The sequence below is a fragment of the Ruegeria sp. HKCCD7255 genome (genome assembly GCF_013031565.1).
Classification (GTDB): Bacteria; Pseudomonadota; Alphaproteobacteria; order Rhodobacterales; family Rhodobacteraceae; genus Ruegeria.
The window spans coordinates 114,978-139,238 of record NZ_WQAG01000006.1 but is presented as its reverse complement, the minus strand read 5'-3'; the positions used below and the strand labels follow the sequence as shown (position 1 = coordinate 139,238).

At 58.9% G+C, this 24,261-nt stretch carries 21 protein-coding genes; 12 read left to right on the top strand and 9 right to left on the bottom strand.

What is annotated here, in order from left to right; translation table 11 throughout:
* Positions 1 to 12 precede the first annotated feature (12 nt).
* Both gcvP and GOX45_RS12880 read left to right on the top strand, forming a co-directional pair.
* Positions 13 to 2,868 carry an aminomethyl-transferring glycine dehydrogenase gene (gene gcvP, locus GOX45_RS12885; RefSeq protein ID WP_171101521.1) on the top strand — a complete coding sequence of 952 codons (2,856 nt, stop codon included), beginning with the start codon at positions 13 to 15 and terminating at the stop codon, positions 2,866 to 2,868.
* Between the two features lie 224 nt (positions 2,869 to 3,092).
* Positions 3,093 to 3,542 (top strand): MaoC family dehydratase, encoded by a 450-nt coding sequence (locus tag GOX45_RS12880; protein WP_217350417.1) that lies wholly within the window; start codon positions 3,093 to 3,095, stop codon positions 3,540 to 3,542.
* Between the two features lie 133 nt (positions 3,543 to 3,675).
* Here GOX45_RS12880 and GOX45_RS12875 read toward each other — a convergent pair whose 3' ends face one another.
* Positions 3,676 to 4,959 carry a cytochrome-c peroxidase gene (locus GOX45_RS12875; RefSeq protein ID WP_254446016.1) on the bottom strand — a complete coding sequence of 428 codons (1,284 nt, stop codon included), beginning with the start codon at positions 4,957 to 4,959 and terminating at the stop codon, positions 3,676 to 3,678.
* A gap of 3 nt (positions 4,960 to 4,962) precedes the next feature.
* On the opposite strand from GOX45_RS12875, the gene GOX45_RS12870 reads away from it, so the two are divergent.
* Complete coding sequence (locus tag GOX45_RS12870) at positions 4,963 to 5,433, top strand: tetratricopeptide repeat protein (protein ID WP_171101519.1); 471 nt, start codon at positions 4,963 to 4,965, stop codon at positions 5,431 to 5,433.
* Between the two features lie 30 nt (positions 5,434 to 5,463).
* Here the strand turns inward: GOX45_RS12870 and dctP are convergent, their stop codons facing one another.
* The 6 genes from dctP to GOX45_RS12840 are packed head-to-tail and all read right to left on the bottom strand — an operon-like array spanning position 5,464 to position 11,040.
* The gene (dctP, locus tag GOX45_RS12865; RefSeq protein WP_171101517.1) at positions 5,464 to 6,525 is read right to left on the bottom strand and encodes a TRAP transporter substrate-binding protein DctP; all 1,062 of its coding nucleotides are present in this window, start codon (positions 6,523 to 6,525) and stop codon (positions 5,464 to 5,466) included.
* A 24-nt stretch (positions 6,526 to 6,549) separates the two neighbouring features.
* On the bottom strand, positions 6,550 to 7,839 hold the full coding sequence (locus GOX45_RS12860; protein WP_171101515.1) for a TRAP transporter large permease: 1,290 nt from the start codon (positions 7,837 to 7,839) through the stop codon (positions 6,550 to 6,552).
* Positions 7,840 to 8,427 (bottom strand): TRAP transporter small permease, encoded by a 588-nt coding sequence (locus GOX45_RS12855; RefSeq protein ID WP_171101512.1) that lies wholly within the window; start codon positions 8,425 to 8,427, stop codon positions 7,840 to 7,842.
* Between the two features lie 53 nt (positions 8,428 to 8,480).
* A complete protein-coding gene (locus GOX45_RS12850) occupies positions 8,481 to 8,996 on the bottom strand; it encodes a flavin reductase family protein (RefSeq protein ID WP_171101510.1) in 516 nt (171 codons plus the stop codon).
* Positions 8,996 to 9,886 (bottom strand): aldo/keto reductase family oxidoreductase, encoded by an 891-nt coding sequence (locus GOX45_RS12845; protein WP_171101508.1) that lies wholly within the window; start codon positions 9,884 to 9,886, stop codon positions 8,996 to 8,998. The genes GOX45_RS12850 and GOX45_RS12845 overlap by 1 nt, the downstream gene beginning before the upstream one ends.
* Positions 9,886 to 11,040, bottom strand: a complete 1,155-nt coding sequence (locus GOX45_RS12840; protein WP_171101506.1) for an LLM class flavin-dependent oxidoreductase — start codon at positions 11,038 to 11,040, stop codon at positions 9,886 to 9,888. The genes GOX45_RS12845 and GOX45_RS12840 overlap by 1 nt, the downstream gene beginning before the upstream one ends.
* Positions 11,041 to 11,146: 106 nt before the next feature.
* Here GOX45_RS12840 and GOX45_RS12835 point away from each other — a divergent pair, with 106 nt between their 5' ends.
* From GOX45_RS12835 to GOX45_RS12815, 5 genes are all read left to right on the top strand, one after another.
* Positions 11,147 to 11,857, top strand: coding sequence for a GntR family transcriptional regulator (locus GOX45_RS12835; protein WP_171101504.1), 711 nt, complete (start codon positions 11,147 to 11,149; stop codon positions 11,855 to 11,857).
* A 12-nt stretch (positions 11,858 to 11,869) separates the two neighbouring features.
* Positions 11,870 to 12,964: a Gfo/Idh/MocA family protein gene (locus GOX45_RS12830; protein WP_171101503.1), complete on the top strand. Its 1,095-nt coding sequence runs from the start codon at positions 11,870 to 11,872 to the stop codon at positions 12,962 to 12,964.
* A 195-nt stretch (positions 12,965 to 13,159) separates the two neighbouring features.
* A complete protein-coding gene (locus GOX45_RS12825) occupies positions 13,160 to 14,341 on the top strand; it encodes a phosphoserine transaminase (RefSeq protein ID WP_171101501.1) in 1,182 nt (393 codons plus the stop codon).
* Between the two features lie 58 nt (positions 14,342 to 14,399).
* Positions 14,400 to 15,995, top strand: coding sequence for a phosphoglycerate dehydrogenase (gene serA, locus GOX45_RS12820; protein ID WP_171101500.1), 1,596 nt, complete (start codon positions 14,400 to 14,402; stop codon positions 15,993 to 15,995).
* A gap of 120 nt (positions 15,996 to 16,115) precedes the next feature.
* A complete protein-coding gene (locus tag GOX45_RS12815; RefSeq protein ID WP_171101498.1) occupies positions 16,116 to 16,844 on the top strand; it encodes a metallophosphoesterase in 729 nt (242 codons plus the stop codon).
* A 4-nt stretch (positions 16,845 to 16,848) separates the two neighbouring features.
* Here the strand turns inward: GOX45_RS12815 and GOX45_RS12810 are convergent, their stop codons facing one another.
* Entirely contained in the window at positions 16,849 to 17,553 is a 705-nt protein-coding gene (locus tag GOX45_RS12810) for a GntR family transcriptional regulator (protein ID WP_171101496.1), read from the bottom strand.
* A gap of 22 nt (positions 17,554 to 17,575) precedes the next feature.
* Positions 17,576 to 18,931 (bottom strand): formimidoylglutamate deiminase, encoded by a 1,356-nt coding sequence (locus tag GOX45_RS12805; RefSeq protein WP_171101492.1) that lies wholly within the window; start codon positions 18,929 to 18,931, stop codon positions 17,576 to 17,578.
* Between the two features lie 80 nt (positions 18,932 to 19,011).
* On the opposite strand from GOX45_RS12805, the gene hutI reads away from it, so the two are divergent.
* Genes hutI through hutU form a run of 4 tightly spaced genes read left to right on the top strand, consistent with a single transcriptional unit; the run spans position 19,012 to position 24,225 of the window.
* Positions 19,012 to 20,217, top strand: coding sequence for an imidazolonepropionase (gene hutI, locus GOX45_RS12800; RefSeq protein WP_171101491.1), 1,206 nt, complete (start codon positions 19,012 to 19,014; stop codon positions 20,215 to 20,217).
* On the top strand, positions 20,214 to 21,749 hold the full coding sequence (gene hutH, locus GOX45_RS12795) for a histidine ammonia-lyase (RefSeq protein ID WP_171101490.1): 1,536 nt from the start codon (positions 20,214 to 20,216) through the stop codon (positions 21,747 to 21,749). Before hutI ends, hutH begins: the two co-directional genes overlap by 4 nt.
* Complete coding sequence (hutG, locus tag GOX45_RS12790; protein WP_171101489.1) at positions 21,749 to 22,546, top strand: N-formylglutamate deformylase; 798 nt, start codon at positions 21,749 to 21,751, stop codon at positions 22,544 to 22,546. The genes hutH and hutG overlap by 1 nt, the downstream gene beginning before the upstream one ends.
* Positions 22,543 to 24,225 (top strand): urocanate hydratase, encoded by a 1,683-nt coding sequence (gene hutU, locus GOX45_RS12785; RefSeq protein WP_171101486.1) that lies wholly within the window; start codon positions 22,543 to 22,545, stop codon positions 24,223 to 24,225. Before hutG ends, hutU begins: the two co-directional genes overlap by 4 nt.
* Positions 24,226 to 24,261: the final 36 nt, after the last annotated feature.

Genomic DNA, 24,261 nt, shown 5'->3' with positions numbered 1-24,261 from the left:
GGAGCGCACCACATGGCTTTTAAACTGACCGATTACGAAGCCTACGACTTCGCCAACCGCCGCCATATCGGGCCCAGCCCGACCGAAATGCGCGATATGCTCAAGGTTATCGGCTTCAAGACGCTGGATCAGCTGATCGACGCCACCGTTCCACCCGCGATCCGTCAAAAAGAGCCGCTGGATTGGGGTCCGGCGATGACAGAACGCGACGCGCTGTTTCATATGAAAGAGGTGGCAAGCAAGAACAAGGTTCTGACCTCGCTGATCGGGCAGGGCTATTACGGCACCACCACGCCCGCGCCGATCCTGCGCAACATCCTGGAAAACCCAGCCTGGTACACCGCCTATACGCCCTATCAGCCAGAAATCAGCCAGGGCAGGCTCGAAGCACTTCTGAACTTCCAGACCATGGTCAGTGATCTGACCGGGTTGGACGTGGCCAATGCCTCGCTGCTCGACGAGGCCACTGCCGCCGCCGAGGCGATGGCGATGGCCAAGCGTGGCGGCCGCTCCAAAGCCAACAACGCGGCCTTTTTTGTCGACAAGAACTGCCATCCGCAAACCATCGCGGTGATCAAAACCCGGGCCGAGCCTTTGGGCATCGACGTGCAGGTTGCCGACCCCGATACGCTAGATGCAGGCGCGGTGTTTGGTGCGATCTTCCAGTACCCGGGAACCCATGGTCATGTGCGCGATTTCACCGCTGAGATAGCGGCGCTGCATGAGCACAAGGCGATTGCCATCGTCGCCGCCGACATCCTGTCGCTGGCGCTGCTGAAATCGCCCGGTGAGATGGGCGCCGATATCGCCATCGGCTCGACCCAGCGCTTTGGTGTACCCATGGGCTATGGTGGCCCGCACGCTGCCTATATGGCGACGACCGACAAGCTGAAACGCTCGATGCCGGGCCGTATCATCGGGGTCAGTATCGACAGCCGAGGGAACAAGGCCTATCGCCTGTCGCTGCAAACCCGCGAACAGCATATCCGCCGTGAAAAAGCCAACTCGAATGTCTGCACAGCGCAGGCGCTGTTGGCAGTGATGGCGTCGATGTATGCGGTCTATCATGGCCCTGATGGCATCAAGGCGATTGCCCAATCGGTGCACCGCAAGACCTCGCGTCTGGCCATAGGATTGGAAGAGGCAGGGTTCTCGGTCGAACCCGAAGTGTTCTTCGACACGATCACGGTCGAAGTTGGCCACCTGCAAAAAACGGTCATGGAGGCCGCCGTCGCGCGCGGCATCAACCTGCGTAAAGTCGGTGAGACCAAGGTTGGCATCAGCCTGGACGAGCAGGCCCGCTCCGAGACCATCGAGGCTGTCTGGGGCGCCTTTGGTATTGACCGTAAGGTCGACCGCACGATCGTGGCGTATCGCTTGCCTGATTACGCCCTGCGCGAGACGCCTTATATGACCCACCCGATCTTCCACAAGAACCGGGCCGAGGCCGAGATGACCCGCTATATGCGCCGTCTGGCCGACCGTGATCTGGCGTTGGATCGCGCAATGATTCCGCTGGGGTCCTGCACCATGAAGCTGAATGCCACGGTCGAGATGATCCCGGTCACCTGGCCCGAGTTTGGCAATCTGCACCCGTTTGCGCCGCAAGATCAGGCGCAGGGCTATCGTGAGATGATCGACGACCTGAACGACAAGCTGTGCCAGATCACCGGTTATGATGCGATCAGCCAGCAGCCCAACTCGGGCGCGCAGGGCGAATATGCGGGTCTTCTGACCATTCGAAACTATCACATCGCGCGGGGCGAAGGGCATCGCAATGTCTGCCTGATCCCGACCTCGGCCCATGGGACCAACCCGGCCTCGGCCCAAATGGTGGGCTGGCAGGTGGTGCCGGTGCAGTCTGACGAAAACGGCAATATCGATCTGGACGATTTCCGCGCCAAGGCTGAAAAGTACAGCGACAATCTTGCGGGCTGCATGATCACCTACCCCTCGACCCACGGCGTCTTCGAGACCACTGTGCAAGAGGTCTGCCAGATCACCCATGATCACGGCGGTCAGGTCTATATCGACGGCGCGAACATGAACGCCATGGTGGGTCTGTCGCGCCCCGGTGACATCGGCGGCGATGTCAGCCACCTGAACCTGCACAAGACCTTCTGCATTCCGCATGGCGGTGGAGGCCCCGGCATGGGCCCCATCGGCGTCAAGGCACATCTGACCGAGCATCTGCCCGGCCACCCGGAATATGGCACCGCCGTGGGTCCGGTCTCGGCCGCCCCGTTTGGATCGCCCTCGATCTTGCCGGTCAGCTGGGCCTATGTGCTGCTGATGGGCGGTGCCGGTCTGACACAGGCCACCAAGGTGGCGATCCTGAACGCCAACTACATCGCGGCGCGGCTCAAGGATGCTTATCCGATCCTCTATACGTCCGAGACCGGTCGTGTGGCGCATGAATGTATCCTCGACACCCGCCCGCTGGACGCCGAGGCACATATCTCGGTTGATGATGTTGCCAAGCGATTGGTTGATTCAGGCTTCCACGCCCCAACGATGAGCTGGCCGGTGGCGGGCACCCTGATGGTCGAACCTACCGAGTCCGAGCCCAAGGACGAGCTGGACCGCTTCTGCGACGCCATGCTGTCGATCCGGGCCGAGGCGCAGGATATTATCGACGGTAAGATCGACGCCGAGAACAACCCGTTGAAAAACGCCCCCCATACGGTGCGCGATCTGGTCGGTGACTGGGATCGGCCCTATACGCGCGAACAGGCGTGTTTCCCTCCGGGCTCGATGGGGGTCGATAAATACTGGCCCCCGGTCAACCGCGTCGATAATGCCTATGGCGATCGAAACCTCGTTTGCACCTGCCCACCGATGGAAGACTACGCCGAGGCAGCGGAGTAGCAAAATCCGCGGATCGGCCCGCGCTTTGCAGTAATTGTTGCGCGTGGCCGCAGTCCATTGGCCCGGTATTTTGTGTCAATCAAAAGCTTCCGGAGAGAACTCCGGGAGCGGAGTGTTCAGGTCTGGTCGGCGGACAAACCAAACATTTGCGAAGGTGCTGCACTACGGATAATGCATAAGCGGTGTCATTGACGGGCAACTCTCCTTTTGCCTATCCTCTTGCCATGATTAGCGGCAAATACTTCGACGATCTGTCAGTTGGAGATACCTTCGAGAGCGATGGGATCACGCTCACCGAGGGTGCTATAATTGACTTTGCGCTTACGCACGATCCGCAGCCGTTCCACGTGAACAAAGTTGCGGCGACAAAGTCGATCTTCGGCGGCCTCATTGCCAGCGGATTTCAAACCATCGCTCTGACTTTCAGGTTATTTCGAGACACTGGAGTGCTTACCGGCACCAACTTAGGGGGGCATGGTATGGACGAAGTGCGATGGCTCGCACCTGTATTCCCCGGCGACACGCTTCAAGCGCGTGTTACTGTCGAGGCCCTCACCCCATCGCGTTCAAAACCCGATCGAGGAACCGTGCGGTTTCGCTATCGGACATACAATCAGAACAACACAGAAGTGCTCAGCCTAACCATGGACCACGTGATGGCGCGACGAGAGTAAAACCGTTTCTTCTGATCGACCGGATGAACAGCCGTTTCGGGCTCGCTAAGGACATTAAGCTCCGAGCTTGACCATCGTTCAGTTGCATCATTTGCTGCAACGGGATGGTGCCCAAAGGCGGGGGTCTTTCTTCTTAGGGCTCAAACCCCTCGGGAACACCAAAGGGCGGGGTGTCGGTGCTGGTTCCTGTCAGCGCGTGCAGGAAGGTAACCAGAGCGTCGACTTCCTGATCTGTCAGCTGCACCGGTTCAATGTCGACTTTGCTCTGCACTCGTTGCAGTTCAAGCTGATCCTGCCACACCACGAAATCTGCGGTTTGCAGCCAAGGCACGTCGGGCAGGTCGGCCATCTTGGGGGTCCATACTGCAAAGCTTGCTTGCGGGTCCAGATGGTGGCGGATCATGCTTTCCAGATCGGGGAACGCGCCGTTATGGCCATAGGGCGCCGTCAGCGCCACGTTGCGCAGCATCGGGGTGCGGAACCGATAGGCGTCCTCCAGACGGTTGCTTTCGCCCATCCGCCCGACATCGCGCGCATACGGGTCCCATTGGCGGGTCCGTCCGGGGCCGAAAGGCGGCAGGGCGAGGGCGTGAAACGCTTGATCCGTCATCAGCGGGCCGGAATGGCAGGTGGCGCATTGTGCCTTGCCGTAAAAGAGCCGCATCCCGTCTTTTTGAGATGCGGATAACGCCGTCTCGTCCCCCGATAGATAGCGATCAAACGGGCTGTCGGTGCTGCGCCACTCGACGGCCATGAACGCGGCCAGTGCGTTGGCGATCTGGGTGATGGTGATGTCTTCGGTCGCGTCGATCTCATCAAACGCCGCGACCATGGCCGGACCGTAACGGGGATCCGTGCGCACTCGCTTGGCCAGGATCGGCCAACCCAGATCAATCCGGTCGGCAACCGCGCCGGTCACCTGGTTCTCACCCACATTCCCGGCCATCTCGAATTGTGCGGTCAGCGGGAACAGCGCCTGCGCCGCCAGCAGCGAATTTAGCCCATCGGGCAGCCATTCCTGCGCCGGAGAGTTGAAGCCGTTGCCATAGACATCAGACAGGCTGAGCCGCCCGTCATGAAACACGGTGTGCAGGTCTTTAGCGCCCAGGTTCCACAAGCCGGGCGAGTTGCGCGGGATGCGTTTGCGGATCTTGTCCGCCCCTGTCCCCGGCGTGCGATCCGGGCCCAGACCCTGCCCACCCTCACCAATGCCCAGCGACAGGCCATCAGAAGTGCCGAAATCAGGATGGTGGCAATGGGCGCAGGATATGTTCTGATTGCCCGACAGGATCGGGTCGTAAAACAGTTGATGACCAATCACGGCCTGTTCCATATCAAAGGACAGGAAATCATCATCACTCAGCGGGCGCGGCAGGTCTTGGGCTGCGGCGGTCCCGGCAATAAGGAAAGCACCCAATCCATGCGCCAGCTTGTATTTGCCCTTTGCCTTTTCACGACGCCCGCATTGGCCGAACTGGAACAGGCGCGCGATTTGATGGAAGAGGGGAAATTTGAAGCCGCGCGCGAGGAATTGCTGCCCGCCGCGCGCTCGGGCAATGCCGAGGCCGAAGAGCTGATCGGTGTGATGTACGGCTTGGGCCTTGGGGTCGAACAGGACTACGAGCGGGCCTTTGAATGGTATCTGCGCGCCTCGATGAAAGGGCATCCGGGGGCGCAGTCCGGTGTCGGATGGTATTACGAGGTGGGCTTGGGCATGCCTGCGCCCGATCTGGTGCGGGCCTATATGTGGTACACGCTCAGCGCGATTGGGGGCGACCCCGACGCGGCGATCAGCCTGGAAGAAGTGGTCAAGAAAATGTCGCCGGAGCAAATCGAAAGGGCGCATGTTCTGGTGAATGACTATAAAGGGTGGATGTACCCGTTTCGGTAAGGGCCGGGCCCGAAGGCCCGACCCATAAGCTTAGTTCAGATCCGCATCGCGTGACGCGTTGACGTCAGCCTCGGCTGCCGCGACCGCTTCGGTCAGAGCCACAAAGATCTCATCCCCGCGGGTTACGTTGGACTGGAACCAGTCGTAAACGGGTGTTGCCGCCTCTTTGAACGCAGCCTTTTGGTCGGGCGTCGGTACATAGAGGTCGCCACCACCGGCAACAAAATCTTCATAGGCCTGGATTGATTTGCGCTTGGGCGAGGCAAAGGTGGCCTGCTGCAGCGCATAGAAGCCGTCAACCACCACGCGGCGCATGTCTTCGGGCATCTCCTGGAACTTGGCGTTGTTCATCCACCACAGCGCGCCCATATAGGCGTGGCCATCCAGCGTGACATATTGCAGGCCGGCATCGGGGAATTTCATGCCCATGATGTCGGTGATCCCGTTCTTCGACCCTTCTACCACGCCGGTCTGGAAACTGGTGAACAGTTCCGGCCACGGGATCGGGGTGGGCGAGGCGCCCAGAGCCTTGACCAGCTCTTGCGGCAGGTCGGCCACCACGGTGCGGATTTTCAGCCCTTCCATGTCGGCAGGGTCAGCGATGCGGCGCTGCGTGTTGGCAAAGTTGCGCCAGCCGCCGGTGTTGCCGATAGTCATCAGACGGATCGCACCGCCGGAATCCTCAAGCGCCATATCGCGCATGGTCCTGGTGAAATCACCCGACAGTACATGTTCGGCAATGCGGTCATCCGCCATCAGATAGGGCAGGTCCAGAACCTGCACGTAAGGAAAGATCCCCGAGGCACCGCCCGAAGTCGAAATGTAGATATCGATGGTGCCGTCCGCGACACCTTGCAGACATTCCGCACCGTTCGAACACAGCTGGGTGCCGATGAACAGCTCGACCTCGATCGCGCCGTTTGAGGCCGCTTCAACATAATTCTTGAAAACAACCAGACCGTCATAGTCTTCGTCGTTTTCGTTCGAGTTGGCGGTGGCGCGCAGTGTATAGTCGGCTGCTGTTGCGACCACCGCTGAAGCGGCGACCAGCGATGTCGCCACCGCTGCGGATTTGATGAAGTTTCTGAGCATGCGTTTCCTCCCTGTGAAACTCAGTTAGTTGGCAAATCCCGTTATCCTCGGGATCGTCATGGATAGTGCGGGGATATATGTGATCAGGAAGATCACGATAATTTCGACAGCCAGAAATGGCAGGATCGCCTTGGCGATGGTTTCGACCTTTTCGCGTGACACGGCGGCCGCGACAAACAGCACAAGCCCCATGGGTGGCGTAGCCAGACCCACTGTCAGGTTCACGCTCATGATGATGGCGAAATGGATCGGATCGACGCCGAGGCTGGTGAAAATGGGGCCAAGGATCGGACCCAGAATGATGATCGCGGGGCCTGCATCCAGGAACATGCCGACTATGAACAACAGCAAGTTGATCAGGAACAGCAGGATCAGCGGGTTTTCCGACAGGCTCAGGATCAGCGAGGCCAATTCCTCGGGCGCGTGGCTGAGGCTGACCACCGTTTTGAACGCCATCGCGGCCCCAACCAGCAGCAGCACAACAGCCGAGGTCAGACCGGCATTGCTGAGAATTTCAGGCACCTCTTTTAAGGTGAGCGTACGCAACACAAAGAAACCGATAATAAAGGCATATCCCACGGCAACGGCGGCAGCTTCGGTCGGGGTGAATACCCCACCCAGAATGCCGCCCAGGATGATCACCGGGGTCAACAGCGGGAAAAAGGCTTTCAGGCTGGCCTGCCCGCGCTCGGGCCATGTGTATTTGCGGCTGGCGACAGGAAAGTCGTATTTGTCGGCCATGAATTTGATCATCAGCATCAGGCCAACGCCCACCATGACACCGGGCACGATGCCCGCCAGGAACAGCGCGGCGACGCTTTCGCCCATCACATACGCATAGATGATCATGATCCCCGAAGGCGGAATGATCGGTCCGATCACCGAACTTGCGGCGGTGATGGCGGCGGCGAATTTACGGGTATAGCCCTGTTTCTCCATCGCCGGAATCAGCATAGACCCAAGGGCCGAGGTATCGGCCACCGCCGAGCCAGAGAGACCGGCAAAGAGGATTGAGCTGAGCACATTCACATGCGCCAGCCCGCCGCGCAGGTGGCCCATCAGGGCTTGGCTGAATTCGACCAGTCGAATGGTAATGCCGCCACGATTCATCAGCTCTCCGGCCAGCATGAAGAACGGGATCGCCATCAGCGGAAAGCTGTCCATGCCGTTATAGACATTGCGATAGAGCAGCGTGATGTCGTTTGTCTGCCCGTTCAGCCACAGCAGGATACCGGGCGCGGCCAGAAGCGCGAAAAAGACCGGCAGGCCGATCATCAGAAAGACAAGGAAGGTGGGCAGGAACCAGATCAGCATCTATTCAGCCCCCACCGGTGCATCTGCAATTTCGGGCAGCAGGTCCTTGCCTCCCATAAGCGTCACGATCGCGCGCAGGATCAACTCGATATTCACGGCAACCAGCAGGATGATGCCCACAAGCAATGAGGCCATCATCCAGCTGCGCGGGATGCGATACCATTCGTCAAAGCCCAGTGATGTCGGCAGATAGAGCGCTGCGGTGGCGAACTTGCCTCCAAAGCCTGTGACCTCGGACCAGCCGATATTGACGGCCACCAGTAGGACCAAAAGCGAAACGAGCAGCAGGCACAGCATCAAAAGCTGACCCAATACGCGCGGAAGCATCAGGGGCAACATGTCGATGGCCACAAAGCCGCCGCGCCGGAACGCAGTGGGGGCCATGAGGCCGGTCATCCACAACATACAGAACCGCGCCGCCTCATCCGGCCAGGGCAAGGCGTTGCCTAACACGTATCGAAAGAACACCTGAATCAGGATTGCGATGACCATGAGTGCAATCGCAACAACGCCAACCGCGCGGCCAATACGCAGCACGGTTTCGTTCACGAATGCAATCGGCGCAAGCACCGATGCCAGTCCGCCCATGCGGATCCTCCCTTTTTTGGCTGCGGGTATTACCCGCAACCGTCAGATCGCGCTTAGTGCTGCGCGAATTGGCCGAGTTTCCCGGCATAGAAGGTCAGCGCGTCTCCATCGCTCATGCTGGCCTTCAGGACTTTGCCCACCACGATCACATGATCCCCCGCATCGTGATAGGCGTGTTGTTCGCATTCGAACCGCGCCAGACAATCTGGCAGCAGCGGTGTTCCGTTCGCACACCGCTCATGCTGGATGTCGCGCAGAGCGTGAGCGTTCTTCGAGCAGCCAAAGCACAGCTCGGCCTGTTCCGACGATAGCACGTGAACGGTGAAATGGCGCGCTTTGTGGAAATAGGGGAACCGGCGCGAGTTCCGATCGCCCGCCCACATGATCAGCGGCGGGTTCAGGGACAGAGACGAAAAGCTGTTGGCCGTGATGCAGATCGGGCCATCATCACTGTCACAGGTCACAATGGTCACACCGGTGGCAAAGCGCCCAAACGCGTCGCGCAACGTGCGTGTGTCATCCTTATGCGGCACAAAAGTATGGTTCATGTCTTTCGAGATTGCGTTCATCACGGTACCTCATGCCCAAGCGCCGCCTCATAAAGGCGGTACCAGCTTTCCCGATCCAGTTTGACTTTGAGTGCGTCGGTGGCGCGTTTGATCCGGTCCAGGTTGTTGGTGCCCAGAACCGGCAGAATATTTGCAGGATGAGCCAGCAGGAAGGCCACGGCAACGGCGGCGCGGTCTACACCGAACTCGGCAGCGATTTCGTCTGCGACAATACCGACGGGTGGGTTTCCGGCCATCAAAAGGCCACCGCCCAAGGGTGACCAGGCCATGATCGGATGGCCGTGTTGTTGATGGAAAGCCAGATCTCCGTTGGTGAAAGGGCTGATCTCACCCAGCGAGATTTCGATCTGGTTGGTGACCAGCTGGGTCTTCATTGCCGATTGCAGCAGCGACCAGTCCCAGGGACGAAAGTTCGACACGCCAACGGCGCCGACCTTGCCGCTGGCCACAACCTCATCAAGAGCCGCACCGGTTTCATGATGATCCATCAACGGGTCAGGCCGGTGGATCAGCAGCAGATCGATATGATCGGTGGCCATTTCCGACAGCGATGTGTCGACCGATTGCAGGATATGGGCGCGCGAGGTGTCATAATATTTGACCTTGGCGTGTGCATAACGACCCATCGGCGCGACGATATCGCATTTGGTGACGATCTCCATCCGTTGCCGCAATGCCGGATTGGCGCGCAGAGCCGCGCCCAAAACGGCCTCGGCGGCATAGCCACCATAGATATCGGCCTGATCGAAAGTGGTGATGCCCTGATCCAGACAGGCTTGGATCTTGGCCTCGACATGACTTGCCGACGTATCGGTATCGTCGCCCAGCCGCCACATGCCATAGACAAGGCGGCTCATTTCCAGCGTGTCGGATAGTTTCACACGTTGCATCAGCGACGAACTCCGTTGCCCAGCGGTGTCGCCGGGGTCGTTTCAGGCACGCGACCGTATTCTACAGGCAGCGAGCAGGTTTTCAGATTAGGCAGTACGCGCGCACCAAAGTGTTTGGCTTCGTCAAGGTGCGGATAGCCCGAGAAGATAAAGGCGCGGATGCCCATCTTTTGATACTCTTCGATCTTGGTCATGACCTGATCGGTTGACCCAACCAACGCCGCCCCACAGCCGGACCGTGCCCGTCCGACACCAGTCCAAAGCCCTGGCTCGACATAGCCATATTCATCCGCCAAATCGCGGTTCTTGGCCTGATGCGCCACACCCAGAGATGTGGAATCCAGCGCCCGTTCGCGGATCGCGCGGCCATATTCGTCATCCAGCTTGGACACGATGTAATCCGCGTATTCCTGCGCCTCGGCCTCGGTGTCGCGCACGATCATATGCACGCGCAGCCCATAGTCCAACGTGCGGTCGTAGTTCTCGGCCACCGCATGAACGGCCTTCATCCGTTCTGCCAACTGATCCTTGGTTTCGGGCCACATCAGATAGACATCGCAATGCTCGCCGCACAGATCCAGCGCGGACGGGGAATAGCCCCCGAAATACAGCAGCGGGCCGCCTGTCTGGTAAGGTCGGGCCGGGTCTGTGGTCAGGCCCGAGAAACTATAGACCTCACCTGCATGATTGATCTCATCCTGCGTCCAGGCCTGTTTCAAAATCTCGACCACTTCGCGCGAGCGCTGATACCGGAAGGCGCTGTCAGCTTTTTCGCCGGGGAAGTCGGATGAGATAATATTGACGGTCAGCCGACCCTTGAGCATGTGATCCAGCGTCGCGATGGTGCGAGCCAGCATGATGGGCTGCATCTCGCCGCAGCGTACAGCGGCCAGCAGGTTGATCTTTTCCGTAATCGGCGCGCATCCGGCGACAAAGCTCAGCGTGTCTTGCCCAACCTGATAGGAAGACGGGCACAAGATGTTGCGAAAGCCCTGTGCTTCGGCCTCTTTCACGATGCTGGAACAATGGTCCCAGCTGGACCGCAGATCCCCATCGGGCACGCCCAGAAACTGATAATCGTCCGAGCAGAGCGCGGAAAACCAGGAAACCTCGGCCGCGTCCAGATCGGGCGATGTAATGGGGACGATGGTCATCTAAACGTGGCTCCGTGCGGTTTTGCTTTTTCTCTTGCGTAGCAATCACATTGATGTAGATCAATAGTGTATCAATTTTTTCCGCGACAGAGTGAAGCGCCCGCACGTGTCCCCCAACAGCCGAAACCCAAACGCACTGCCGATCTATGTGCAGATCGCGGAATTGCTGATCCGCGATATCGCCGCTGGTCGCTTGATTGACGGTGAGCGTTTGCCCCCAGAACGCGACATGGCGGCAGAGCTTCAGGTCTCAGTCGGGACGTTGCGAAAATCGCTCGCCGAGCTTGAGAAAAAAGGCATGTTGGAGCGTATTCAGGGCTCGGGCAATTATGTTCGTGACACCGGAACACAAAACAGTGTCTATGCCATGTTCCGTCTGGAACTACCCGAAGGCGGTGGCCTGCCGCGCGCGGATGTTCTGTCGGTCGATCATCTGGAGAAGCCTGCGGACCTGCCGCAATTCGGGACGTCGCAGCACGGCTCGCGCGTGCGCCGAATGCGCTACCTAAATGACACAATTATAGCGGTCGAAGAAATCTGGCTGGACGAATCAGTTGGCCTGATCGACCAGAGCCTGCTTTCGGACTCGCTTTATCGCTATTACCAGCACCAGTTGGGCTTTTGGATCACGCGCGCCGAGGACCGGGTTTCGATCCAAGCGCTGCCCGACTGGACGCCTGACGGTTTCACCAAACCTGCAGGCCAAATTGCAGGGTATGTCGAGCGGTTCAGCTGGTCGGAAACGGCAGAGCCCGTCGAGTTTTCAAAAACATGGTTCGATCCTGATCGGGCCACCTATGTCCAACGTTTGAAGTAAAAGGAAACACCCATGACCCGGACCATCCACTATGGGCTGATCGGATGCGGCATGATGGGGCAAGAGCACCTACACAACATCGCCTTGCTTGAGGGCACGCGCGTCTCGGCGATATATGAGCCGGATGCCGAAATGGCCCAAACCGCGCAGGCCATCGCCCCGGATGCGGCACTTGTTGGGTCGGTGCAAGATCTGCTTGCGGTCGAAGATTTGGATTGTGTTGTCATCGTCAGCCCAAATCACCTGCATGTGGATCAGATCTGCGACATAGCCGCGACGCGCCCGCTACCATTGCTGGTGGAAAAACCCCTGTTCACCGATCCGCAGGATTTAACGCGGCTTGAGGCACTGGCACGGGATTATCCCCATCCGATCTGGGTGGCGATGGAGTATCGCTATATGCCGCCCATTGCGGCGCTGATTGATCAAGCGGACGTCACGGGTGGTGTCAAAATGCTGTCGATCCGCGAACACCGCTTTCCGTTTCTCGAGAAGGTTGGGAATTGGAACCGGTTCAACCGCAACACCGGCGGAACCTTTGTCGAGAAATGCTGCCATTTCTTCGACCTGATGCGGTTGATCCTTCAGTCTGATCCGGTGCGGGTCACGGCCAGCGGCGGACAGGCTGTTAACCATCTGGATGAAAGCTATGATGGCGAAGTGCCCGACATTCTGGACCATGGCTATGTGATGGTCGATTTCGCGAACGGAACGCGGGCCATGTTAGAGCTGTGTATGTTCGCCGAGGGCGCGCGCTATCAGGAAGAAATTTCAGCTGTGGGCGCGCAGGCCAAGATCGAGGCACTGGTGCCGGGTCCGGGCCGGTTCTGGCCCGAAGATCTGGGCGAACCGCCTGTTCCGCAGCTCATCGTCAGTCCGCGAGCGCCCAAAGGGCCGGTGTCAAAAGGCATTCAGGTTGATCCAAAATTGCTGGCGGCTGGGGATCACAACGGATCGACCTTCTATCAGCATCAGGGGTTTCTGGAACTGCTGAACGGTCAACGCGCGCGCCCGGACGTGACATTGCAGGACGGCATCTGGGCCGTTCGGATGGGTCTTGCCGCGCAACAGTCGCTGAGAACGGGTGAGGCAGTGCGCCTTACGTAAACCTTTCAGATAAGGCGCATGTCCGGCAGAGATTTGCGCCTATCGGAAACTTCAGTTCGCGATTTTTGTCACCTTCCGTGTCGTTTTCGGCGAATGAACCGTCTTTTCTGCTTGCTGACGCTGCGCGCGCAGCATAGCTCTGCCCGTGGGACACCCCTCCCCAACGAGGGGCGTGTATCTGGAAGGGTAATACAGATGACTATCGAACAACCGGCGTCGCGTGACGCCGTGCGCAAACCTGATATGCGGCCGGCGAATCCGCGTTTTTCCTCGGGCCCCTGCGCCAAACCCCCTACATTTGAACTCAGCAAACTGGCCGATGCTGCGCTGGGCCGCTCGCACCGTGCTGCTGTCGGCAAGGACAAGCTGAAAGCCGCCATCGAAGGCACGCGTGAGGTGCTGGGCATTCCGGCGGACTACAAGATTGGCATCGTTCCCGCCTCGGACACCGGTGCGGTCGAGATGGCGATGTGGTCGCTGCTTGGCGAACGCAAGGTCGAGATGCTGGCCTGGGAAAGCTTTGGCGCGGGTTGGGTGACCGATGTGGTCAAACAACTGAAGATCGACGCCGAGATCAAAACCGCTGATTATGGGCAGATCGTCGATCTGGCCTCGGTCGATTTCGCCAATGACGTTGTGTTTACCTGGAACGGCACCACCTCGGGCGTGCGGGTGCCGAATGGCGACTGGATCGCGGATGACCGCGCCGGGCTGACCATTTGCGACGCCACAAGCGCCGCATTTGCGATGGACCTGCCCTGGGACAAACTGGATGTGACCACGTTCAGCTGGCAAAAAGTGCTGGGTGGCGAGGCCGCACATGGCATGATCGTCCTGAGCCCCCGCGCTGTTGAGCGGTTGGAAAGCTACACCCCCGCTTGGCCCTTGCCCAAGATCTTCCGCCTGACCAAAGGTGGTAAGTTGATCGAAGGCATCTTTACAGGTGCAACGATCAACACGCCGTCGATGCTTGCGGTCGAAGATTATCTGTTCGCGCTAGACTGGGCGCGCTCGGTCGGTGGACTGCAAGGCCTGATCGCGCGGGCCGACGCCAATGCCGGTGCGGTACATGCGTTCTGTGACCAGAACGACTGGATCGCCAACCTGGCCGAAGACGCAGCGACGCAATCCAACACTTCTGTGTGCCTCAAATTCACCGACCCGCGCATCCAAAATGGCGCAAGCTTTGCCAAGGCCGTGGCCAAACGGCTGGAGGCCGAGAACATCGCGCTGGACATCGGCGCCTATCGTGACGCGCCCGCGGGCCTGCGCATCTGGTGCGGCGGCACGGTTGAGACCTCGGATATCGAGGCAATGCTGCCATGGCTGGCCTGGGCGTTTGAGGCTGAGATCGCAGCGCAAAGCGAAGCCGCCTGACCTTTTTTCCGGGCCGCGTCTGGCCCGGACTTTCCATACAATTCAAGGACCAGAGATTATGGCCCCCAAAGTACTCGTATCTGACAAGCTCAGCGAAACCGCCGTGCAGATCTTTCGGGATCGCGGTATCGACGTGGATTTCATGCCCGATCTGGGTAAGGACAAAGATAAACTGGCCGAGGTGATTGGTCAGTATGACGGTCTCGCCATCCGGTCGGCCACCAAGGTCACACCGACCATTCTGGAAAAGGCCGACAAGCTGAAAGTCATCGGTCGCGCCGGGATTGGCACTGACAATATCGACAAGGAAGCGGCGTCGAAAAAGGGTGTGATCGTGATGAACACGCCGTTCGGCAACATGATCACCACGGCTGAACACGCGATTGCGATGATGTTCGCGGTCGCGCGGCAAATCCCCGAAGCCTCAACCTCGACCCATGCGGGCAAGTGGGAAAAGTCCAAGTTCATGGGGATCGAGCTGACCAACAAGACCCTCGGCGTCATCGGCGCGGGCAATATCGGTGGTATCGTCTGTGAACGTGCGCTGGGCCTGAAGATGAAGGTTGTGGCCTATGACCCCTATCTGGGCGAAGAGAAAGCCGCCAAGATGGGTGTGGAAAAGGTGGAACTGGATGAGCTGCTGGCCCGCGCCGATTTCATCACTCTGCACGTTCCGCTGACCGATCAGACCCGGAATATCCTCAGCCGCGAAAACCTGGCCAAGACCAAAAAAGGCGTGCGTATCGTCAACTGTGCCCGGGGTGGTCTGGTGGACGAAGAGGCTCTGGCCGAAGCGTTGCAATCGGGCCATGTCGCCGGTGCGGCCTTTGATGTGTTCAGCAAAGAACCGGCCAAGGAAAACGCCCTGTTCAACCTGCCCAACGTGGTCTGCACACCGCACCTTGGTGCGGCGACAACCGAGGCACAGGAAAACGTGGCGCTGCAAGTTGCCGAGCAGATCTCGAACTATCTGCTGACCGGCGCGGTGGAAAACGCGCTGAACATGCCCAGCGTGACGGCGGAAGAAGCCAAGGTCATGGGCCCATGGATCAAGCTGGCCGGTCATTTGGGCAGCTTCATCGGTCAGATGACGGATGAGCCGATCAAAGCGATCAACATCCTCTATGACGGGGTCGCTGCCGAGATGAACCTGGCTGCGCTGAACTGTTCGGTCGTGGCGGGGATCATGAAAAAGTTCAACCCCGAGGTAAACATGGTCTCGGCCCCTGTTGTTGCCAAAGAACGCGGTATTCAGATCTCGACCACCAACCAGGACAAATCCGGTGCGTTCGAGGGCTATATCAAGGTGACCGTTGTGACCGAAAAGCGCGAGCGTTCGATTGGCGGCACCGTGTTCAGCGACGGAAAACCGCGCTTTATCCAGATCAAAGGTATCAACATCGATGCCGAGGTCGGTGCTCATATGCTCTATACCACCAACGAAGACGTGCCGGGTATTATCGGTGCGCTGGGGCAGACGATGGGCGAGCACGGCGTGAACATCGCCAACTTTACACTGGGCCGCGCCGCTGCAGGCGGGGAAGCGATTGCGTTGCTCTATGTGGACGAGCCTGTCCCTGCTGAGGCACGCGCCAAACTGGCCGAGACAGGGCTGTTCACACAGATCAAACCGTTGCAGTTCGATGTGGCCTGACCCAAGCTGTTGAGTTTCTGAGACAGTTTCATGCCCGCTCTGAACCCAGAGCGGGCATTGTCTTTTTTCTCAATGGGATTTGCGTCAAAAAGCAAGCAGTCGAGATGCTGAGGAAGCCTTATGACGGACCCGATATACGCTGTTGGTGACCTGCACGGGCAAACGGCCGAATTTGATCGAGCACTAGCGTTGATTACGGAGGATGGCGGACCGTGCGCGCAGATTATATTTCTGGGTGACTACGTTGACCGGGGACCGGACAGTCTTGGCGTAATCGACCGTCTGATCTGTGGCAAGGATGCCGGGCGCAACTGGATCACACTTCTTGGCAATCATGACAGGATGTTCGCCTGGTTCATGGAGGATATCCCACGTCATGATCCGCATCTGTTGGTCGGCTACCATTGGCTGCATGACCGCTTGGGCGGGATCGAGACGCTCAAGAGCTATGGTGTTGAGTTCGAGGGGCAGATCCGGCTTGAGGATTTGCACGCGAAGGCGAAAGCTGCCGTTCCGTACTCACACGAGGCATTCCTGCGGGATCTGGTGCTGATGCATCAAACGCCAGACCTCGCTTTTGTACATGCGGGAATTCGACCAGGCGTCGCTTTGAATGCGCAAAATGCAAACGATCTGGTTTGGATTCGGCAGGAGTTCCACAATTTTATCGGAACGCATCCTAAGTTGATAGTACACGGTCACACCCCTGTTGATGCAGCTACGCATTATGGCAACCGGGTCAATCTGGATACAGGTGCTGGCTATGGCCATCCTGTTTCCGTCGCAGTCTTCGAAGGAAAAGACTGCTGGCTTTTGACGGATCATGGCCGTGTTCCTCTGCGCGCCTAAGTCCTTAGATTTGAGTGGTCATCCGATATCCCGCGCCGAAATAGAGCTTTGCGAAAGTCACTGGTGCCCCCTGCAGCCAGGTGATCCGCTCGGCGGTGAAAACCGGATCATCTTTGGGCAGGTCCAGAAAACCGGCAACCGTTTCATCGGCGCGGCTGGCGAGAAAGGAGAGCTCGACATTGGTGAAAGGTACAGTCTGAACCAACCACTCGTTCGGGCCTAATTCGGCGAAATCGGCTGCCAAAACCTGCGGCACGCTGGCGGCATTGATCCAGCGGTCTTCGAATTGGAACGGGGTGTTCCCGGAAAAGTGCATGCAGCGCACATGGGCAACCTGTTGACCTTTGCGCAGAGCCAGACGCGCGCAGAGCCATTCCGGTGCGTCGAGAATTTCGGTTGAGACATGGGCGTAGCGGTAGACGCCACCAGCCGCAGTGACTTCATCGCGCACGAGCGGAATAGTGAATTTGGCCTGCCTCTGCGGCGCACTTAAAACTCGGGTTCCGGCCTTGCGACGTCGCTCCAGATACCCTTCCTCGGCCAGCTCTCTCAACGCGCGGTTTACCGTTGTGCGGGTGCAGGAAAAGCTGGTCGCCAGCTCTTCTTCGTTGGGCAGCAATGTGTCGGGTTGCCATTCGCCCGAGCGGATACGCTCAAGCACGGTCTGCTTGATGTCTTTGTAACCGGTTATGTCGTTGGATTGGGTCATTCAGGCTCTGATACTTGGGGTTTCAGACGTTTTGCAAGAGATCACGCATCGCGGTGCGATAGGCGGGCAGGATGGCGTCGCGCACGATATGCCGCCCGCCCCGAACCATGTGCCGCCCAGCGGACCACAGATCGGTGACCAACCCGTTAGGTGCGGCGAAACACAGACCATCCAGCACCTGATCATCCTTCAGCGCGCACAGGGTCGGGTGGGTGCGGTCGATGGCGACAAGATCCGCCAGATATCCCGGTGCAATCTGCCCCGCCTTCCGGGCGAGCGCCTGTGCCCCGCCGAGCGCCGCGCCGCAATACAGTGTCTGGCCAACCGATCCAGCCTCGGGCACCAGAACTGCCCGCGCCTTATCCCGCAATCGTTGGGAATACTCCAACATGCGCAGCTCTTCCGGGGCTGATATCCGTATGTTGGAGTCTGTGCCGACGCCAAACGTCCCTTGCGCAGGCAGATAGGTGGCCCCGTTGAAGATACCGTCGCCCAGATTGGCCTCGGTGATCGGGCAGAGGCCAGCCACCGCACCGGATCGGGCCATAGCGATCGTTTCCGCATCGGTCATATGGGTTGCGTGGATCAGGCACCAGCGGTCGTTTAGATCGGCATTGTTTAACAGCCACTCCACTGGTCGTGCACCGAGGGCGTTTTGCACATCCTGAACTTCTTTGACCTGTTCGGCGATGTGAATATGAACCGGGCCATCCGTGGTGTGATCTAACACCTCGCGCAGATCATGCGCCGAGGTTGCCCGTAACGAATGTGGCGCAATGCCAATTGCGCTGTCGGGCAGGGGCAAGCGGTCGCGGCAGGCTTCTAGCAAGTTGAGATATTCATCCACGCGATTTCCAAACCGCAACTGCCCACCCTCAAGCGGCTGCTGTTCGACACCGCCATAGGTATACAGCACCGGCAAATGCGTCAGCCCGATTCCGGTCTGTTCAGCGGCAGCAAAGATGCGCTGGCTTAGCTCGCTTTCGCTGTCATACCGCTGACCGCCGGGTTGATGATGGACGTAGTGGAACTCTCCGACCGAAGCGAAACCGGCCTCTTGCATCTCAAGAAAGGCCAGTGCGGCGATGGACTGGATGTGATCAGGCGTCAAACGATCCAGAAACCGATACATCAAGTCGCGCCATGTCCAAAAGCTCTCTCGCCCTTCAACGCGGGTTTCGGTCATCCCGGCCATGGCGCGCTGAAAAGCGTGGCTGTGAAGGTTCGCAAGCGCGGGAAGCAATACACTGACCTGGATGTCATGATCCTTGGGTTGTGCACCCTGTTCTACCTGCGCGATCCGCCCATCTTCGACGATCACACGGATGTTTCTGGCCCATTCAGAGCCTAACAAAGCGGATTCGGCAAAGATCGTCACGGTGTTCTCATTTTGTGTAGTAATATAACTATTATACGTATACAAAAAATTCTACACGAAGGGAGTCCAAAAGAATCGCGATGACGGAAAAATCTGTGATTTTCTGCCGGTCTTTGGCCACGATGGACGGCCCACGGGCCTATGGCATGATCGATAACGGCGCAGTTGCCATCGAAGCCGGACGGATCGCTTGGGTGGGCGTGCAGGCGGAGCTGCCCGCAGAATACAGTCAGTGGCCACGTGTTGATGACGGTGATCGCCTCATGACGCCTGCGTTGATTGATGCGCATACTCATGTGGTCTTTGGCGGCAATCGCGCGGTTGAATTCGAGATGCGATTGAACGGGGCATCTTATGAGGAGATCGCCCGTGCCGGAGGCGGAATCCTGTCCACAGTGAACGCAACCCGTGCCGCCAGTGATCAAACCTTGCTGAGCGATGCGCTGACCCGCGTTGACGCTCTGATCGCCGAGGGGGTCAGCTGCATCGAGGTGAAATCCGGCTATGGTCTGGACCGTGAAACCGAATTGCGAATGCTGCGAGTGGCACGACAGATCCCCGAAAAGCGCAATGTTAGGGTCAAAACAAGCTTCCTCGGGGCTCATGCCATCCCCCCGGAATACGCGGATCGGGCAGATGCCTATATCGATGAGGTCTGTATTCCGACGCTGCGCGCGGCACATGCCGAAGGCCTGGTGGACGCAGTTGACGGGTTCTGCGAAGGCATCGCTTTTGACACCAATCAGATCGCGCGCGTGTTCGATGCCGCGAAAGCGCTGGGCCTGCCGGTGAAGCTGCACGCTGAACAGCTGTCGAACCTCGGAGGTGCCAAGCTCGCAGCATCTTACGGAGCGTTGTCCGCAGATCATATCGAATACTTGGACGAGGATGGCGTGGCCGCGATGGGAGATGCCGGAACGGTTGCAGTCCTTCTGCCCGGTGCGTTCTATACATTGCGCGAAACGCAGGTGCCGCCGGTTCAGGATCTACGCCGCCACAACGTCCCCATGGCGTTGGCGACGGACTGCAACCCCGGCTCGTCTCCGCTAGCGTCTTTGTTGCTGACCATGAATATGGGTTGCACCTTGTTCCGACTCACACCCGAAGAAGCGCTGGCCGGCGTCACCAAAAACGCAGCCCGTGCGCTGGGTTTGGATGACACAGGCCGCATCGTGCCGGGATTGCGGGCGGATCTGGCCGTCTGGGATGTCACACACCCGGCCGAGCTTGCCTATCGCATCGGATTCAACCCGCTTCACGCGCGGTTGGTGGGAGAGCGGACATGACGAAACTGACCCTGACGCCCGGCTCTGTGTCGCTGGAACAGCTTGCGCAGATCTATTGGAACGAAACACCCATTCGTCTAGACCCGGCCTGCAAGCCCGCAGTGGACAACGCAGCACAGCGCATTGCCGAGGCCGCCGCTGGAGCGCAAGCCGTTTACGGTGTGAATACCGGGTTTGGAAAACTGGCCAGCCACAAAATCGCGCCTGAGGACACCTCGACCCTGCAGCGAAATCTGATCCTAAGCCATTGTTGCGGCGTTGGCGAGGCGGTCCCGCGCCGCTTGGTGCGGCTGATGATGTCGCTCAAGCTGATGTCCTTTGGCCGTGGCGCATCCGGGGTGCGTTGGGAATTGATCGATCTGTTGCAACAGATGCTGGCGCGTGGTGTGACGCCGGTGATCCCTGCGCAAGGGTCTGTGGGTGCTTCGGGCGATCTTGCGCCTTTGGCCCATATGACCGCCGTGATCATCGGAGAGGGAGAGGCCGAGGTAAACGGTGCTGTTCTGCCCGGCGCGGATGCATTGAAAAACGCAGGTTTAGAGCCTGTTTCTTTGGGGCCAAAAGAAGGATTGGCCTTCATCAACGGGACCCAGTTTTCAACCGCATATGCGCTTGGCGGTTTGTTCCAGGCCTGGCGCGCTGCTCAAAATGCCTTGGTCGTTTCGGCCATGTCGACCGACGCGATCATGGGTTCGACTGCGCCTTTGCAGCCCGAAATCCATGCGCTGCGCGGGCATCGGGGGCAGATCGATGCAGCAGCGGCGATGCGGGAGGTTCTGGCAGGATCGGAGATCCGTGAAAGCCACAGGGACGGGGATACGCGCGTCCAGGACCCATATTGCATCCGCTGTCAGCCGCAAGTCACCGGCGCGGCGCTGGATGTAATGCGTCAGGCGGCAACAACGCTGGTGACCGAGGCGAATGCCGCAACAGATAATCCTCTGGTACTCAGCGCGCCTGAGGCCATCGTGTCTGGTGGTAACTTCCACGCAGAACCAGTGGGGTTTGCCGCAGATATGATTGCCTTGGCGATATCCGAGATTGGTGCCATCGCGCAGCGCCGCATTGCCCTGATGGTCGACCCGGCGCTCAGCTTTGATCTGCCGCCATTTCTGACACCGGAGCCAGGGCTGAATTCGGGGCTGATGATCGCCGAGGTTACGACCGCAGCGCTGATGAGCGAGAACAAGCATCTGGCCAACCCTTGCGTCACCGACAGCACCCCAACCTCGGCCAATCAAGAAGACCACGTCTCGATGGCTGCGCATGGGGCACGGCGGTTAAAGCGGATGGTCGGAAACCTGAACTATATTCTGGGGATCGAACTGCTTTGCGCGGCGCAAGGTATCGAATTCCGCGCGCCCTTGACCACAAGCGCGCCGTTACAACGGGCCATTGACCGACTGCGCGTCGAGATCCCGTCGCTGACCGACGACCGCTATCTCGCACCCGAGCTGGAAAAGGCCCGCGCATTGGTCGAAAGCGGCGACATTTTACACGCAGTCGCAAGCCCGATGCCGGAGCTGTCATGATGCAGGTCGTGTCTGTCACACGGGGCCAAAGCCCGATCGTGTTGGGGCAACCGCATGGCGGGACCTATGTTCCCGATGACGTTGCCGCCCGTCTGAACGCAAACGGGCGGTCGCTGAAAGACACAGATTGGCACATAAATAGGCTCTATGAAGGACTTCTAGCCGATGCAACCGTCGTACAATCCCATGTTCACCGTTATGTGATCGACGCAAATCGGGACCCAAACGGCGTATCACTCTACCCAGGGCAAAACACAACCACTCTGGTGCCCGTGACGGATTTCGACGGCCAGCCGATCTGGCAATCCGGACAAGAGTCGTCAGTTGATGAGATCGAAGCGCGGCGGCACGCCTATCATGCGCCGTATCACGCGGCGCTGGCTGAGGAATTGCGCAGAGTAAAAACCCGCCATGGTGTTGCGGTCTTGTTCGATTGTCATTCGATCCGCAGCCGCATTCCGTTCTTGTTCAAAGGTACCTTGCCGGACCTCAATATCGGAACCGACAACGGTGTGACCTGCGCGCCGAAGATAGAGTTTGTTACGAATGAACTTGCAGCATCCTCACCCTTTGACACGGTCCTGAACGGCCGTTTTCGTGGGGGCTGGTCGACCCGTCACTATGGCCAACCGGAAGCTGGGATTCACGCCATCCAGATGGAACTGGCGCAATCGACCTATCTGACCGCCGAAACCGAACCCTGGGCTTTCGACTCTGGCAAGGCCAATCGCCTGCGCCCGTGGTTGCACGATATTCTGACCGCCATCCAAGACACTGCTTTGGAGCTTGCCCCATGACCGATCCCCGCAAAAACACGCGCGATATCTTCCCCCCGACCGGCCCCGAGTTGAACGCCAAAAGCTGGCTGACCGAGGCCCCGTTGCGGATGTTGATGAACAATCTGCACCCGGACGTGGCTGAAAACCCGCATGAGCTGGTGGTCTATGGCGGTATCGGACGCGCGGCGCGGACATGGAAGGATTTCGACACTATTGTTGATGGTTTGAAGGATCTGGAGGCGGATGAGACGTTGATTGTCCAATCCGGTAAACCGGTTGCGATCATCCGCACCCACACCGATGCCCCTCGCGTTTTGATCGCCAATTCAAACCTCGTGCCCCATTGGGCGACCTGGGACCACTTTAACGAACTCGATAAAAAGGGCCTGATGATGTACGGCCAGATGACGGCTGGGTCGTGGATCTATATCGGCACGCAGGGCATCGTGCAGGGGACTTATGAGACCTTTGCTGAGGCTGGACGCCAGCACTATGGCGGTGATCTGACCGGAAAGTGGATCTTGACCGGTGGTTTGGGCGGTATGGGTGGTGCGCAGCCCTTGGCCGCTGTCTTTGCGGGTGCTTGTTGTTTGGCGGTGGAGTGCAACCCTGACAGTATCGAATTTCGTCTGCGCACCAAATATCTGGACGAAAAGGCAGAGACGCTGGACGAAGCATTGGCGATGATCGACCGCTGGACCAAGGCAGGAGAGGCAAAGTCTGTCGGTCTGTTGGGCAATGCGGCCGAGATCTTCCCCGAGATCTATCGTCGCATGACCGCAGGTGGCATGCGCCCCGATATCGTCACCGACCAGACCAGCGCGCATGACCCGATCAACGGCTACCTTCCTTTGGGCTGGTCGATGGCCGAATGGCGAGAGAAGCGCGAAATAGACCCTAAAGCGGTTGAAAAGGCTGCGCGCGCTTCAATGAAGCAGCATGTGGCCGCGATGGTGGATTTCTGGAATGCAGGCGTGCCCACGCTGGATTACGGCAACAACATTCGTCAGGTGGCGCAGGATGAAGGGCTTGAAAACGCCTTTGCCTTTCCCGGATTCGTACCAGCCTATATCCGCCCGCTATTCTGCAAGGGGATCGGGCCGTTCCGGTGGTGTGCCTTGTCAGGTGATCCCGAAGACATCCACAAGACCGACGCCAAGATGAAAGAGCTGTTCCCCGAGAACACGCATTTGCACCGGTGGCTCGACATGGCCTCGGACCGTATCGCGTTTCAGGGGCTTCCGGCGCGCATCTGCTGGATCGGGTTGGGCGACCGTCACCGCGCTGGTTTGGCGTTCAACGAGATGGTTGCAAGCGGTGAGCTGAAGGCACCAGTTGTCATCGGTCGTGACCACTTGGATTCGGGCTCGGTCGCCAGCCCTAATCGCGAGACCGAAGCAATGCTGGACGGATCAGACGCTGTCTCTGACTGGCCGTTGTTGAACGCGCTCATCAACACGGCCAGCGGCGCGACCTGGGTGTCGTTGCATCACGGCGGGGGCGTTGGCATGGGGTTCAGCCAGCATGCGGGTGTGGTGATCTGTGCCGATGGTACAGACGACGCGGCACGGCGGTTGGAGCGTGTGCTGTGGAACGATCCGGCCTCGGGCGTCTGGCGCCATGCGGATGCGGGCTACCAGAGCGCCAAGGACTGTGCTCGGGCGCATGGCCTGCGTCTGCCGGGTATTCTGGGTTAGGTCAATCTGTCTCTGGTGAAACGCGGACCCCTGCGT